The following is a 14607-nucleotide window of genomic DNA, read 5'->3' as shown; positions in this document are numbered from 1 at the left end:
ACGCGGTTTCCACGTATGAGTAGATACAGAGTCTCATGTCGTCTAGCCGCTACGGCTGTATCGTGACTGGCGTGCCTATACTTACCCTCTCCTGAAGCTCAAGCACATCCTTATTCTGCATTCGAATGCAGCCATGTGACACCATCTTGCCAATGGACCATGGCTCATTGGTGCCGTGAATGCCATAATGCGGCTTGGACAGCCCCATCCAGAACGCTCCGAAAGGTCCGCCCGGATTAGGTTGTTTGTTAATAATCGTAAATTGCCCATGCGGTGTCTGTGTAGCCAGCTTGCCAATACCGACTGGATAATTAAGAACAATCTGATCTCCATCCTTCAAATATAAACGACGATCCGATAAATCCACCACAATGCTGTAGTTCGGCATATATTCACCCCTTTATACCATATGCCGACTACAACATAGATTTTCGTATATTTTTACATTTGATACTTCACTGCAGTTCGGCTCACCACTCCACATCACGTCGCCAGCCACTTCGCTGATCCCTACGCCCCGGGGTTGTGCTTGAACGACTATCTTTCCTGCGCCGGTCTGCTTCCTTACGCGCCTGATATTCCAGTTCCCGCTGCATTTTGCGATAATTGTTCACTCTGGATTCCGACAATTCCCCTCTCTCTATAGCTTCCTCCACTGCACATCCAGCTTCGCCCTTATGCTTGCAATCTGCAAAACGGCACTGCTGCGCCGTTTCCATAATATCCGTGAAGGTATGAGCGACACCCATGGAATCATCCCATAGATTAAGCTCGCGCATACCAGGTGTATCCAGCAAAACGGCTTGCTTTGCGATAGGAAAAAGCTGTCGGTGAGTGGTTGTGTGCCTGCCCCGACTGTCTTCCTCCCTCACATCCTGTGTCAGTTGAACCTCAGACTCGGAGAGCCAGTTTACTATCGTGGATTTGCCACTACCGGAAGAGCCTGTCAAAGCAACTGTAGAGCCAGGCTGAAGAAACGTCTCCAGTTGCTCTCTGCCTTCATTCTGCAAAGCAGAAATAACGATAACAGGTACACCAGGGGCAACTCCCTCCGCTTCAGCAACCCGTTGTTCGACATCTTCACAAAGGTCACTCTTACTCAAAACGACAACCGGGTTTACCCCGCTGTTCCAAGCCATAATTAAATACCGTTCCAGTCTGCGCATATTAAAATCATGATTCAGCGCATTAACAAGGAACAGCGTATCCACATTGGTAGCGATCAGCTGCTCCCTCGTCTCAAAGCCCGCTGCCTGTCTAGATATTCGACTTTTCCGCGGCAAGACGGCATGAATTACTGCATCCGACACTTCATCTGGCGTAGTGATTGCTAGCCAGTCCCCTACAGCAGGCATTTCCGCCGGATCGACAACAGCATGTCGTAGCTTACCTGAAGACACTCCCCAGCGTTCTCCATCCATTGTGATAAGCTTCACCTTTTGTCCGTAATCGGCAATCAAGCGAGCAGGACGTACCTGTGTATTTCCTGTGCGTTCCTCAAAGCCTTGCTTCCATTGGTCCCAAAAAACGTTCCAGTAATCAGACCAACCGTATTCATGTATACTCATTGTTTTCCTCCTGAATTCATTGTTCATTTTTGATCGTAATGTTATTTGATAGGTGTACATTTTCTCCCCGCATGCGAACAACGCGAAAAATCCGCAGGGGTTTCCCTGCGGAGGGTATACGATTCAGGTCGATGCGATCCGTTCGTTCACTTAAGCAAGCAGTCTCTCACAGACCACTCCCCAGAACCAACAACTGGATAACAAGACGCCTAACCATAAAAAATCCGCAGGGAATCACTCCCTGCGGATTTTGTTGGTTCTACTGTCCAACCAACTGCTAAGCCAAGACTATAGATCTATACAGTCTTTAACTGTGCATTGTCCGTGCGGGAGACAAGTCATTCTGCTGCTGAACCCATCCATTCATGTTCGTACGCATATAACATCGCCTCCTCCTAAAATTTCCTTTATCATACAAGTCCATCAATTGTCTGTCAAGGCAGCTACGAAACTTTTTTGAAATCTTTGTCAAGTTTCGTTTAGCGTACCTGATCCCAGCGCGTCCACATCTCACGCGGGTTCAATTCGTACATTTCCCGTTCCCTGTACATAAACTGATGCATAATCAGCTCACGCCGAATCGTTGCAAAATCCTCATGGTATTGCTTGATCCACTCGTTTAATTCACGTTCAGGATACATGCGGCCTGGCTCCAGCTTTTCTGCCAGCATCTGAAGTACGATCAATTTTTTCTTATACTGCGCAGGGATTTGGCGCAACTTGCCGTCCTTGGAAAAAAAATTGCGTAAGACCGATGCCTCCAGCGTTTCATTCAACTCTGACATCTCTTCCTCCCCCTCTCCTTTTTCGAAAATAAATCGCACCGTCGCCTCGGCATGCTGCCGGATCAATTCTGGATTCAGTGTAAAATACACCGTGTTTTTATCACGTCGTTCCTTAATCAACCCAGTCTCACGAAGTTTGGAAGCATGATGCGTAACAGTCGGTTGGGACAAATTCAGCTTTTTCGCCAAAGCTTGGCCATGCATCTCCCCACGGGACAAAAGAAGTAATATCCGCATTCGCATTGGATCAGCAAGTGCTTTATGATAATTGACCATTTTATCCAGTTGCATCGTTATTGCACCTCTTTTCACTAGTACATACTTGCTATGCAAACGAATTCAATCACATATAATTAGATATATATCTAATTATATGTTCACTAAATGTGGCTGTCAATCTTCACCGTCTGTCATCTTTTCTGAAAACGGCTGGATATTGTGTTCGCATTGCGGTAGGATTATTATTTGAAAACTTCTCACATACTGAGCGATTTGCTTCAATCCTGAGATCCGTTTTTAATCGTCAAAATAATGTTAACCCTACAAAACTGGCGTAATAAACCAATACAACTGGAGGTTCATCCAAATGCACGACGTAATCATTATCGGTGGCGGACCCTGTGGACTATCTGCTGCAATCGAATGCACCCGCAGAGGTTTGCAAACTGTCATTATTGAAAAAAGCAACATCGTTCACTCCATTTTTCTGTATCCGACGAACATGCAGTTTTTTAGCACCGCCGAACTACTGGAAATCGGTGATGTACCGTTCAGCACCCCTAATGACAAACCTTTTCGTCATGAAGCACTGGCGTACTATCGTAAAGTAGCTACACATTATAACTTGAACATTCAGCATTATGAGGAGGCCCAGTCTATTCATCGCCAGGATGACGGTACATTTACTGTACATACCCTGAGCAAAGGAGAAATAACCAAAACGTGTTCGTCACGCTATGTCGTTGTGGCTACAGGATATTTTGATCATCCGAACTATTTGGGCATTCCCGGGGAACAATTGGATAAAGTCACTCACTATTTCAGCGAAGCCCATCCCTATACAGGAACCCGGGTCGCAGTTATCGGTGGCAGTAACTCTGCGGTAGATGCTGCGATGGAATTGGTGCGGGTCGGAGCTACGATTGATATGGTATATCGTCGAAGCGAGTTGTCCCAATACATCAAGCCGTGGGTTCGTCCACTGTTTGACAGTATGGTACAAAAAGGGAAGATCACGCTGCATTTAGGCGCACGCATTACCGAAATTCATCCAGACCATGTCGTAGTCACTCCGCTGGACACTGAAGCATTCCGACTCGAAAATGATTTTGTACTGGCACTGACTGGATTTCACCCGGAACGAAAACTACTGGAGTCTGTCGGCGTTCATATGGCTGAAGATCTGGACAAACCAGAATTTAATCCTGCCACGATGGAAACGAACATCCCAGGTATATATGTCGCGGGGGTCATCGCTTCAGGCAGCAATGCCAATGAAGTGTTTATTGAAACAGGCCGCTGGCACGGGCGTCAAATCGCGGAGCATATCCAAAGCTAAATAAACGAAGGAGAACATCTGTATGGATTACAGCTCACTTATCTTACTGGTATTGGCTGGTCTTGGGATTGTTAGTGGCAACTCTACCGTGACTATTGCCATGGTTGTATTACTGCTACTGCGGGTAACCAGCTTTCACACTGCTTTCCCCTGGCTTGAAAAGTATGGCCTGACGATCGGAATTATTATTTTGACGATCGGGGTCATGACCCCGCTAGCCAGCGGTAAAATCAGTATCAATCAGGTGATGGAGTCTTTCCTGCACTGGAAATCTCTGCTCGCGATTGGTATCGGAATTCTGGTAGCCTATCTTGGCGGCCGCGGAGTAACTTTAATGTCTGGACAGCCCATTATTGTGACAGGTCTACTGATCGGGACCGTCATTGGCGTTGCCTTCTTTAAAGGAGTTCCTGTTGGACCTCTAATTGCTGCCGGATTGCTTTCCTTGTTAATCGGCCGCAGCTAAATTCGTACAACAAGTATAGGAATACATGATAGCAATCTGCATGTCGGGCTGAATTCAGTCCCGCTTTGTGGTATACTCATATCGCATAATTTGGTAAATGCAGGAGGCTTGACCGATGTCTCGACAATTTGTAACGGAAGCTGTAATGGTGGCTATATACGGCCAACTACTTACATCTCCCGCCCCTGTGGAATATATAGTGCCTTACACATCACTGCTAGAGCTATACGAATTCCAGGACAGCACAGAGCCGCTTATGGATAATCCTATGGACGATCAACATGTGAAGCGGAAGGTAAGCGAGTTAATCAGTTATTTTGAAGAACCGTTGAATCAGAAAAAAATTCGGCGTGCCCTTCAGATGCCTTGGGCCAAGAGCTTGCCTATTCTATTCGATGCCAATACATCACTTATTATCATTAATGCTGTTGATACAGCACATTACGGAGAATATTTTGATCCAATTGAGACTGAACTGGTGTTGACAGCTCAGCGTGAATCATTACCCATTCTGACGGATCAATTGGACTGGATTCACCGCATTATCGAAGCTTCCGTACCTGTACATGTGTACGACATTGATGATTTTGATTTTGCACTCGATGGTCCTATGCTTAACAACCCTTAACATACGACATACCTGCCTTAACCACAAAAAAGCGGCAGAGCATCATGTACAGGTTCATCTCCTGTAACACGATACTCCGCCGCTTTTCATGTCCAAGAACAATTATTTGCACGCTATGATTGACAGTGGAGCACTAAGCTTGTCCATCCTCAACATAGGTATAAATAATGTCATCATGTTCCTCCAAATACTTAACTTCCAGATGATGGCCCTTTAGATACCAGTAATCCTGGTCCTCCATATAAAACGTAATGCCAGCCGCTTCATGCTGTAATACGGGGTGCTGCGGAGGCTCTACGGCAATTCCCAGAGAAAAGCCTGGATGCAACCCACCGCCAGAGCTATAGCGAACAAAAAAACGGATCGAATCTCCACGTTTCAAACCAAGCTCCTTAATATACCACTGTGCCGCAGGTTCAGTTACCTGTATGCTCATGCGCTATTCTCATCTCCTTATACAATGACGTCTGCTAACTATATCATAGCATTTTTTAGAATGACCACCAACCGTCCTAACCCAGCCAGTTTTTTGGACAAGCCATATACATTTTTTTGAAAAAGGTTTGACAATTCGCAAAAAAGGGTGTTAAGATTCAACCATACGAGATCCATTTTGAAATTTATTACCAATTTGAACGATTACTCATGTTAGAATGAACCCATTTTGAGGAAGAAAGGAGTGTTACCGGTGCTAAAATTTCCTATTGCATTTTACCCACATCTACAAACACAACAACTTCATACCGGAGCATCTCCCCTGTCGCATCCTTCAGAATTGGGCCATTCATGTTGTATGGTTTAATACGAGTGGCTGCCTGCGTTTGAGCAGTTTTTCAGTGGTGAGTGTGCTGAAAATACCTGCGCGCCATATGATATTGAGATTTAAGGCATATCGTCTGCGGACGGTATGCCTTTTTTGCGCCTGTTGTCGGATCATACTTGTGGCAGCAAGCCCTGTTGTTTCTTCAAAATGGTACACAACTCTCGAATGAACTTGTCATGAAAGGATGGGATTCCTCTTGTTTTCAGTACTTAAAAATTTAAGCTGGTTTTTTAAAAGAGAACGAAGCCGATACTCCATTGGACTGTTTTTGCTGATAGCTGTTGGTGTACTGGAGCTTGCTCCACCTCGGCTGCTAGGTAGTGCCATTGATGAAATTGTGCGCGGTTCGATTTCCTGGTCCTCACTTTGGCATTATATTTTGTACATCATAGGCATTCTAGCCGTCATTTACTACATTACGTACATATGGATGCACAAGCTGTTTGGTGGTGCCAATCTGGTGGAGCGCTTACTGCGCACACGCTTTATGAATCATCTGCTGCGGATGACCCCTCCATTTTTTGAACGTAATCGCACTGGCGATCTGATGGCTCGTGCTACGAACGACCTTCGCTCCGTAGCAAGTACAGCGGGCTTCGGCATGCTGACACTGACAGACTCTACGGTCTATCTGAGCGTGGTATTAGTTGCCATGGGCACCCTAATCAGTTGGAAGCTGACACTGGCAGCTATCCTGCCCCTACCTTTTATTGCACTGGCTATGAGCATTTACGGTAAAGCCGTTCATGAGCGTTACACACTGGCACAAGATGCATTTGGTGATATGAACGATCAGGTGTTGGAATCCGTGGCTGGTATCCGGGTCATTCGCGCCTATGTGCAAGAGCGAATGGACGAAAAGCGTTTCGCTGATATTACTGACGATGTATTTCGTAAAAATCTGGCTGTCGCCCGGATGGATGCCCTCTTTGAACCAACAATCCGTTTATGTGTAGGACTTAGCTACGTCATTGGACTCGGGTATGGTATTTATCTGGTATTTCATAACGATATCACGCTAGGCGAATTGGTCTCCTTTAATATGTATCTAGGAATGATGATTTGGCCGATGTTTGCCATTGGAGAGCTGATTAACATTATGCAGCGCGGTAGCGCTTCACTGGACCGGGTCAATGAAACTCTCGATGTCCAGCCAGACGTTCAGGATGCCGCTCAACCTGTTCCAGTGGACCGCCTCGAATCCATCAGGATGAAAGACGTTACCTTCCGTTACCCAACCTCTACTATTGACAATCTGTCACATGTGAGTCTGGAGCTCAAACGCGGAGAAACGCTAGGTGTCGTCGGTAGAACCGGCAGCGGTAAATCCACTCTACTCAAACAGCTACTGCATGAATATCCAACAGGTAGCGGTGATATTTTAATCTCCGACATACGTTTGGAGGACATTGCAGTAGAACAACTACACAGCTGGATCGGCTACGTGCCGCAAGAGCAAATTTTGTTTTCCAAATCAGTGCGCGAGAACATTCAATTCGGGAAACCTCATGCAGATGATGACGACATTATGGAAGCAATCCGTACTGCTGCCTTCGATCAGGATTTAGGTACCCTGTCTGACGGGCTGGATACACTGGTCGGAGAAAAAGGTATCGCCCTGTCTGGCGGCCAGAAGCAGCGCGTTTCGCTGGCACGCGCCTTTATCGGTGACCCGGATATTCTATTGCTCGACGATGCACTGTCTGCAGTAGATGCCCGGACGGAAGCTAGAATTATTGACAATATCCGACGCAAGCGCTCAGGTAAAACGACTCTGATCTCTACCCACCGCCTCTCCGCTGTAGAACATGCAGACCGGATCGTCGTGTTGGAGCAAGGACGCATTATTGAGGAAGGAACCCACAGCGAGCTGCTTCATACTGACGGATGGTACCGACAACAGTATGAACGGCAACAAGTGGAATCTGATCTGACCTCAGGGGAGGTATCCTAATGAAACCCAATATCGGCAAAAGGCTATTCCAGTACGCACTGACGAGCAAAGCAGGCTTTATCGCCGCTCTCATCGCTTTGGCTATCGGAGTAGCCGCCGAGCTGGCTGGTCCCTTCATCGCCAAAACGATGATCGACGACCATATGCTCGCTATTGAAAAACCATTTTATGAAACAACTCGTGTGGACGACGGCACTGTAAGCTATGCGGGAACCCACTTTAAGCGTGAAGATCGCTTTGAGTCCGGGGAGACTAAAGGTCGCGAAGCGAGAATTTTACAAGTTGGAAAATCTTTCGTATTTGTGGATGGCTCGGTTCAAGTGGCTGACGGTAATCGCTCCTTTACGAACGGAACGCTGACTGTGACACGTGGCTCCGACACCTTTCGCTATGAAGCCAAGGCTCTGACAGCTGATGAACTGTATAGCTTTTACAAACCGGAAATGCCCGGTATCTTTCAACTGATTGGTTGGTATTGCTTCTTCCTGGTTATTTCCATTTTTGCTGAATTCGGCAAAACATACTGGCTGCAATCCTCGGCGAACAAGGTCATTCAAAAGCTTCGGCTTGATCTCTACGCGCACATCCAGCGGTTGCCAGTTTACTTTTTTGATAACTTGCCTGCAGGCAAGGTCGTATCCCGTGTTACGAATGACACTGAGGCAGTCAAAGATTTGTTTGTGGCTGTGCTGTCAAATTTCACTTCAGGGATTGTAACGATGGCAGGGGTATATGTTGCACTCTTTCTGCTGGACTTCAGACTGGGTCTTATCTCACTGTTTATTGTACCGTTACTGATCTTGTGGATTGTATTGTACCGCAAGGTCGCCACCCGCTATAATACGATCATTCGGTCCAGACTCAGTGAGATTAATGCGATTATCAATGAATCGATTCAAGGGATGTCCATTATTCGCGTATTCCGGCACCAGAAACAAACGCAGCAAGAGTTTGAAGAATTGAATGATGACTACATGAAGCATCAGAATAAAATGTTGAATTTGAACGCCTTCACTTCGCACAATTTAGTCAACGTGTTGAGAAATCTCGCCTTTGCCGTCGTGTTGTGGTATTTCGGATCTGAGGCGCTTGGCACTACAGGTAGTGCTGTTTCACTAGGCGTATTGTATGCCTTCGTCGATGTGCTGGGTCGACTGTTCCAACCTATGACGGGTATGGTCAACCAACTCGCTGTACTGGATACTTCCATCGTATCCTCAGGACGCGTATTTGAGTTGATGGACGAAACTGGAGAGCCGGTGACCGACGGCATGATGCCGCGCTACAAAGGCCAGGTAGAGTTTAACGACGTTTCCTTTGCCTACAAAAAGGATGATGTACTTAAACATATTTCCTTTACAGCACAGCCCGGCCAAACGGTTGCCCTTGTCGGACATACCGGATCAGGCAAAAGTTCGATTATCAACCTGCTATTCCGGTTCTATGATCCGCAAAAAGGAACGATCACCATTGACGGAACGTCTGTCAAAGACATCCCTAAGCAATGGCTTCGTCATCATATGGGTATTGTTCTTCAAGATCCATATTTGTTCACAGGTACGGTAGCCTCCAATGTCAGTCTCGGAGACAGCCGAATCACGAGAGAACAGGTGAATAAAGCGCTGCATGATGTTGGAGCCGACAAACTGTTGGCCCATTTGCCGCAAGGATTCGATGAGCCCGTTATTGAGAAAGGCAGCACCTTATCAGCCGGGCAACGCCAGCTTATTTCCTTCGCTCGTGCACTAGCCTTTGATCCCGCAATTTTAATTCTGGATGAAGCTACTGCCAATATTGACACCGAAACAGAAGCGCTCATCCAATCCGCTCTTGAGGTACTCAAGAAGGGACGTACGACCTTTATCATTGCTCACCGTTTGTCCACCATTCGCAGTGCGGACCAAATTTTGGTGCTGCATCGGGGTGAAATTGTTGAACGGGGTAGCCATGACGAGCTTATGGCTCAAGGCGGTCGTTACTTCCAAATGTATCAGCTCCAGTCGGGAACAGTTGCAACAGAATCAGATTCATCCTCTGCTACACCTCCTGCGCAAAATGACTTACTTACTGGCAAAGTCAGCATTTAAAGCTTGAATAGCCCTATTCTTTAGGGCTAACGATGAACATTTGGCATGAAAAAAACCAGCAAGTCTCCCCTACACATTGGAGACTTGCTGGTTTTATTTTATATAGGACATATGGCTTGTAATTTTATTTAGCTACAGACGTGCCTGTTCCTGTGGGTGGAAGCACTGTTCCATCTACTGCTTTGAGCGTAACCTTATACTTGCTGTCTACCAACGTACTTGTGTGGGTATCCGTAATGACCTGAATATTCATTTCCCCTGGCTTTGGACTAGTCAGCTTGTAGTAAATTACTGCATTCGTATCATCTACGTAGTCGATGTGATCCACTTCAATGCCGTAACCTGGATTAGGTGCCTGCAGACGGGTGATTGTCACTTTGTTCTGCTGGTCATTTGCCTTCTCTATACTCATACTAATATTGTTTTGTTGAACCGGATCTACAGGCTCAGCCGGATTTTCAGGAGTAGCTTCAACCGTTTTATGACTTTGTACAAATTCGGATGCGTTATAGACCATTTCTGCTGCCTCCATCCGCGTTACTTTACGATCCGGGTTAAAGTTGCTCTGTTCGTCCAATTTTGCAATTTTGGTCAGTAGCAGGAATTGAACTGCTGCGTTTGATTCCTGGTCTAGTTTATTGCCATCCGCTACATTAATTAACATACGGACAGTTGGATATTCACCCGTTGCACTCACTGCTTTATACAGAATATTAGCAAATTGTTCTCTTGTCATACGAGTGCTTGGATCAATATCTGGTGACAAAGGGATTTGGTGTTGGGCTGCAATCCGATAGGACTGAGCATACCATGCGGAAGCCGGAATGTTTGCAAAGGAACCCGTTGTGAAATCAGGCATTACCTGAAGATCCATTGCACGAACAACCAAGTGTACTCCTTGTGCATACGTGAGCGTTTGATCCGGTGCAAATTTATCCTTGGTTATTCCTTGAATAATTCCTTTGTCCTGAAGTGAGTTTACGATCTTCTCCTGTTCAGCTCCCTTTATATCACGAAAAGCAGAGGCCGACGTTGCTACTGCCAATGAGCAGATGACAAGCAGGGCAGCTGTCACGCTTTTGTTCTTTTTCATGAGATACACCTCCATGTTTACTTTGCTTCTACACTTACCGACGCAATAAAAGCATCAAATGTTTCAAATATGCACAAATTGGTTGCAAAACAGTGGAATACCTGCGATTAGTGTAACCCGTCTAACTCTTTTCTGCTCACAATCTTTATGTATGCACCTATCATTACAAAAGCATACACCGCGGGAAGCAGCAACGCCCAAATAACATCTTCCGTATGCATCTGATCCAGGTTCATCATTGCATTTACTATAAGATGAGCAGGGGGAAGAATCCATATCATCCACTGAACTCCGACGGGAAGCAACTCCGTCAGACGCGGTCCGGCAAGCGATGCAGTGAGCGCGATGATAACCAATGACAGGCTACGATTCATTTTCGCTATAAAAATTCGCTGGCAAAATAGGGATAAGGACAATCCTAGTAATGCAAGCGATAAATGACCTATAACACCAACGATCCATTGCAGCGTAGAAGGTACATGCTCAAACATTTTGAAAACTGCCGGGTAAATCACTGCAACACCTGTCATAAAAACAAGCAGTATATACGCGGCTATTAACTCAGCGCTAAAATAGATCCAGTGACGTCGAGTATGTTGAACTGACAGCTGCTTTTGTACCGGATGCTCGTGGTTCAATAGACTGACTCCCAGCCATGCGGAAGCAAAAAATAATAAAAGGGCAGTAACACTGTAGCTGTCGGCTATAGGGCTGGGCTTGTAAGAATAGATCAGCATCATGGCAAATAAATAGATTACAGCAGGCGGTACATAACGTCGTGAACGCGTATAGCTTTGCAATACGTAACGGATAGCAAAAATCATAAGGTCGTTCCCTCCCCCTTGCGTCCCCGACTTACAACAGAATGGGAAGCATCAGCAATATCATTGGACCACTTCGCGTCCTGATGTACGGAAACAATAGAGGCTCCTGACTGAATCAACTTCATCAACAGCCGATCTCCCGCCTCCTTCTCTACAGCCACACGAATACGATCACCATGATTATCGACCATCCACTCTGTCTGCTCACTAGAGAGCAAACTCTCTACCTCCGACGCCGAGATACCTGCGCATACAATCTGTTGTACTGTGCGCAGTACATGATGCGGGTCGTATTGTGCCACAAGACGCCCATACTCCAGAACAAGCACCTGCTGCGCTGCCTGCTGTACAAGCTGTGGCTCATGAGTGGAGGCCAATACTGTGATGCCCTGTTCCCTTAAATCGCACAGAAGCTGAATTAACGTAATTTGCGTTTCCTCATCCACGCCACCAAGTGGCTCGTCCAGCAACAGTAACTCCGGTCTCCCCAAAAGTGCCTGTGCCAGGTTAACCTTTTGCAGCATCCCTTTGGAAAAACCACGCATGTCACGATCAGCGGCATGTATTAATGCAAATTGCTGCAGCCGAAAATCAATTTCTCGCCTCAATTCGTCCCGCTGCATCCCCTGCATGAAGCCCATATGCTGTAAATACTGCCGTGGTGTAAAATTCAGCTGCGGCAGCCGATCAGGCGCATAACCAATGGTTATCAAAGATCCTGGTCGCCATTCGATACTGCCAGAGCTGGGCCGCAGCAATCCCGCCAGCAAAAGCAGCAGTGTGCTTTTGCCGGAAGCGTTTTTACCTACAATCGTAATCACATTTCCCTGCTCAATAGTAAAAGTAACGTCATCCAAGGCAGCTACATTTTTGTATCGTTTACTTACATTACACATGGTTGCAAGAATACTCATTTGTCTCTCGCTCTCCTTTATTCGCTTTGTTTACATCCGATTCGGTGCTTTCAGACCAAGAAGTTGCAGCGCGCATGCCAGAATATCGGCAGTTTGTTCCGCCAACTGAATACGCCATTGTCCACCATCGACAATCCTTTCCTTGGCGTAAAACCGGTTAAACGCCTGGGCCGTATCCAATGCAAATCTCGCAATTACCGAAGGCTCTAGTTGGCGAGCCGCTCGTATCAGTTGACCGTGATAGCGACCCAATTGCTTAAGCAGCGCCCAACCTGCGTCACCCAATATTTCATCCGATACGTCATTCAAATCATGAGAATGGCTATCTTGGAAAAGGTCATTGTCGCTAGGGTTAGTATTAACATCAACATCGGCGCGAGCGTGAGCTTTCTCCAGAAGGCTGCGTATGCGCGCATGAGTATACTGCACATAAGGCCCGGTCTCGCCTTCAAAGGTCAGCGCCTCCTCCAACGAAAAGTCCACTTCATTCAGTCGGTTGTTTTTTAAATCACCAAAAATAATCGCCCCGATGCCAACGTCCTCCGCTATTGCCTGTTGTTCCTGTAAACCAGGGTTCTTCTGAGTAATGATGCCTTGAGCACGCGCTACAGCTTCATCCAGCACCTCCTCCAGCTTCACAACCTTGCCACGTCTTGTGGACATTTTCTTACCCGCAAACCGCATTAATCCAAACGGCACATGCTCACATTGCTCCGCCCATGCCTCCCCTGCATGCTTCAGCACCGCAAACACCTGCTGGAAATGCAACTTCTGTTCTCCACCAACGACGTACAGCAACCGATCAGCCTTCATCACTTCATGACGATAAATCGCTGTTGCCAGATCACGTGTCGGATAAATGGTGGTTCCATCCTTTTTCAGAATAAGACACGGAGGCAGTTCCTCGTCTTCCAGGCGAACTACGAGCGCCCCATCACTTTCCTCCAACAATCCTTTTGCTCTTAAATGATCAATAACTGCCTGCATCTTATCATTGTAAAAACTTTCTCCCAGCACATGGTCAAATGTAATGTTTAGACGCTGGTACATACGATCAAATTCACCCAGACTGATTTCAACAAAAAACTCCCATAGTTGTCGAGCCTCCGCATCCCCATGTTCCAAACGTCGGAACCACTCGCGCCCTTCATCCTCCAAAGTCGGATCATGATCGGCCTCCTGATGAAAACGCACATATAGCTTTAGCGATTCACCAATCGGATCATGTTGTAACTGCTCCTCATTTCCCCATCTTTTATAGGCCGCAATTTGCTTACCAAACTGTGTTCCCCAATCCCCAAGATGATTCACACTAATAGGTACATAACCTGTTTCATCAAGTATGCGATACAAGGCAGCACCGATAACCGTAGAGCGAAGATGACCGATACCAAACGGTTTGGCAATATTAGGCGAGGACATATCAATAACTACCCGCTGCCCGTTCCCGATATTAGGCCTGAGGAAATCAGCCTTGCTCAATTCAGCAAGCATAAGCGGAATATGAACCGATCGATCCAAGGTTATGTTTACATAGGCACCCGATGCTGAAGCGGTTAAACCTTCTTTATGGCCTACTAGTTCCGCCAATTCCAGTGCAATGTGCTGCGGAGACTTTCGAAACTTTTTAGCCAGCATAAAACAGGGAAACGCCACATCTCCCCATTCAGGCTGCGGAGGCACCTCAAATAAAGATAAAATTTCTTTCTCCTCCAAGCCCGTATGGGCTAATATCGCTTGAGCAGCAATCCTCATTAACATGATGATCTCTCTCCTTCTTTTTATAGAATCTAACAAAAAAAGCCCCCGCCTCTTGAAATCATTCAAGAGACGAGAACTTCAATATCCCGCGGTACCACTCTTCGTAAATCGGTTGTGCAGCTAAAGCTAACTACACAAATCGCGAT

The 14607-nt window shown here is 46.5% G+C and carries 13 protein-coding genes and 1 other annotated feature (1 of these 14 cut by a window edge); of the genes, 5 read left to right on the top strand and 8 right to left on the bottom strand.

The features are described 5' to 3' along the window. Positions 1-49: 49 nt before the first annotated feature. The 3 genes from MKY75_RS09995 to MKY75_RS09985 all read right to left on the bottom strand — a co-directional run bounded on the left by MKY75_RS09995 (position 50) and on the right by MKY75_RS09985 (position 2644). Entirely contained in the window at positions 50-388 is a 339-nt protein-coding gene (locus MKY75_RS09995; protein WP_029517059.1) for a L,D-transpeptidase, read from the bottom strand. Positions 389-470: 82 nt separating this feature from the next. Beyond that, positions 471-1568: a ribosome small subunit-dependent GTPase A gene (gene rsgA, locus MKY75_RS09990; RefSeq protein WP_029517058.1), complete on the bottom strand. Its 1098-nt coding sequence runs from the start codon at positions 1566-1568 to the stop codon at positions 471-473. A gap of 479 nt (positions 1569-2047) precedes the next feature. Further along, complete coding sequence (locus MKY75_RS09985; protein WP_165147482.1) at positions 2048-2644, bottom strand: DUF2087 domain-containing protein; 597 nt, start codon at positions 2642-2644, stop codon at positions 2048-2050. 295 nt (positions 2645-2939) lie between these two features. Between MKY75_RS09985 and MKY75_RS09980 the strand changes: the two genes are divergently transcribed. The 3 genes from MKY75_RS09980 (at position 2940) to MKY75_RS09970 (ending at position 5005) form a co-directional block, all read left to right on the top strand. Further along, positions 2940-3911, top strand: a complete 972-nt coding sequence (locus tag MKY75_RS09980) for a YpdA family putative bacillithiol disulfide reductase (protein ID WP_165147485.1) — start codon at positions 2940-2942, stop codon at positions 3909-3911. Between the two features lie 22 nt (positions 3912-3933). Further along, positions 3934-4377, top strand: coding sequence for a DUF441 domain-containing protein (locus MKY75_RS09975; RefSeq protein ID WP_029517055.1), 444 nt, complete (start codon positions 3934-3936; stop codon positions 4375-4377). 115 nt (positions 4378-4492) lie between these two features. Next, the gene (locus MKY75_RS09970) at positions 4493-5005 is read left to right on the top strand and encodes an ADP-heptose synthase (RefSeq protein ID WP_165147488.1); all 513 of its coding nucleotides are present in this window, start codon (positions 4493-4495) and stop codon (positions 5003-5005) included. Between the two features lie 133 nt (positions 5006-5138). Here MKY75_RS09970 and MKY75_RS09965 read toward each other — a convergent pair whose 3' ends face one another. After that, positions 5139-5441 carry a HesB/YadR/YfhF family protein gene (locus MKY75_RS09965; RefSeq protein WP_039273555.1) on the bottom strand — a complete coding sequence of 101 codons (303 nt, stop codon included), beginning with the start codon at positions 5439-5441 and terminating at the stop codon, positions 5139-5141. Positions 5442-6024: 583 nt separating this feature from the next. Here MKY75_RS09965 and MKY75_RS09960 point away from each other — a divergent pair. Together MKY75_RS09960 and MKY75_RS09955 are read left to right on the top strand one after the other, a co-directional pair. After that, a complete protein-coding gene (locus MKY75_RS09960) occupies positions 6025-7782 on the top strand; it encodes an ABC transporter ATP-binding protein (RefSeq protein WP_165147491.1) in 1758 nt (585 codons plus the stop codon). After that, entirely contained in the window at positions 7782-9869 is a 2088-nt protein-coding gene (locus tag MKY75_RS09955; RefSeq protein WP_165147494.1) for an ABC transporter ATP-binding protein, read from the top strand. The genes MKY75_RS09960 and MKY75_RS09955 overlap by 1 nt, the downstream gene beginning before the upstream one ends. 124 nt (positions 9870-9993) lie before the next feature. On the opposite strand, the gene MKY75_RS09950 is transcribed toward MKY75_RS09955, so the two are convergent. The 4 genes from MKY75_RS09950 to argS all read right to left on the bottom strand — a co-directional run bounded on the left by MKY75_RS09950 (position 9994) and on the right by argS (position 14461). Further along, complete coding sequence (locus MKY75_RS09950; protein WP_165147497.1) at positions 9994-10962, bottom strand: S-layer homology domain-containing protein; 969 nt, start codon at positions 10960-10962, stop codon at positions 9994-9996. A 107-nt stretch (positions 10963-11069) separates the two neighbouring features. Then, positions 11070-11786: a hypothetical protein gene (locus MKY75_RS09945; RefSeq protein ID WP_165147500.1), complete on the bottom strand. Its 717-nt coding sequence runs from the start codon at positions 11784-11786 to the stop codon at positions 11070-11072. Further along, entirely contained in the window at positions 11783-12700 is a 918-nt protein-coding gene (locus MKY75_RS09940; RefSeq protein WP_165147520.1) for an ATP-binding cassette domain-containing protein, read from the bottom strand. Before MKY75_RS09940 ends, MKY75_RS09945 begins: the two co-directional genes overlap by 4 nt. Before the next feature lie 30 nt (positions 12701-12730). Further along, the gene (argS, locus tag MKY75_RS09935; RefSeq protein ID WP_340885116.1) at positions 12731-14461 is read right to left on the bottom strand and encodes an arginine--tRNA ligase; all 1731 of its coding nucleotides are present in this window, start codon (positions 14459-14461) and stop codon (positions 12731-12733) included. A 62-nt stretch (positions 14462-14523) separates the two neighbouring features. Next, positions 14524-14607 (bottom strand) — a binding site (T-box leader) (it continues 173 nt past the right edge of the window).

It is taken from the genome of Paenibacillus sp. FSL L8-0663, from assembly GCF_038008125.1.
In the GTDB taxonomy this organism is placed as follows: domain Bacteria; phylum Bacillota; class Bacilli; order Paenibacillales; family Paenibacillaceae; genus Paenibacillus; species Paenibacillus polymyxa_D.
This window is presented reverse-complemented; position numbering and strand designations above follow the sequence as displayed.

Bases quoted from the DNA above. Each gene is read 5' to 3' on its own strand.
- MKY75_RS09955 (WP_165147494.1), top strand. From the start codon at position 7,782: ATGAAACCCAATATCGGCAAAAGGCTATTCCAGTACGCACTGACGAGC.
- argS (WP_340885116.1), bottom strand. From the start codon at position 14,461: ATGTTAATGAGGATTGCTGCTCAAGCGATATTAGCCCATACGGGCTTG.
- MKY75_RS09970 (WP_165147488.1), top strand. From the start codon at position 4,493: ATGTCTCGACAATTTGTAACGGAAGCTGTAATGGTGGCTATATACGGC.
- MKY75_RS09975 (WP_029517055.1), top strand. From the start codon at position 3,934: ATGGATTACAGCTCACTTATCTTACTGGTATTGGCTGGTCTTGGGATT.
- rsgA (WP_029517058.1), bottom strand. From the start codon at position 1,568: ATGAGTATACATGAATACGGTTGGTCTGATTACTGGAACGTTTTTTGG.
- MKY75_RS09985 (WP_165147482.1), bottom strand. From the start codon at position 2,644: ATGCAACTGGATAAAATGGTCAATTATCATAAAGCACTTGCTGATCCA.
- MKY75_RS09965 (WP_039273555.1), bottom strand. From the start codon at position 5,441: ATGAGCATACAGGTAACTGAACCTGCGGCACAGTGGTATATTAAGGAG.
- MKY75_RS09950 (WP_165147497.1), bottom strand. From the start codon at position 10,962: ATGAAAAAGAACAAAAGCGTGACAGCTGCCCTGCTTGTCATCTGCTCA.
- MKY75_RS09945 (WP_165147500.1), bottom strand. From the start codon at position 11,786: ATGATTTTTGCTATCCGTTACGTATTGCAAAGCTATACGCGTTCACGA.
- MKY75_RS09940 (WP_165147520.1), bottom strand. From the start codon at position 12,700: ATGAGTATTCTTGCAACCATGTGTAATGTAAGTAAACGATACAAAAAT.
- MKY75_RS09995 (WP_029517059.1), bottom strand. From the start codon at position 388: ATGCCGAACTACAGCATTGTGGTGGATTTATCGGATCGTCGTTTATAT.
- MKY75_RS09980 (WP_165147485.1), top strand. From the start codon at position 2,940: ATGCACGACGTAATCATTATCGGTGGCGGACCCTGTGGACTATCTGCT.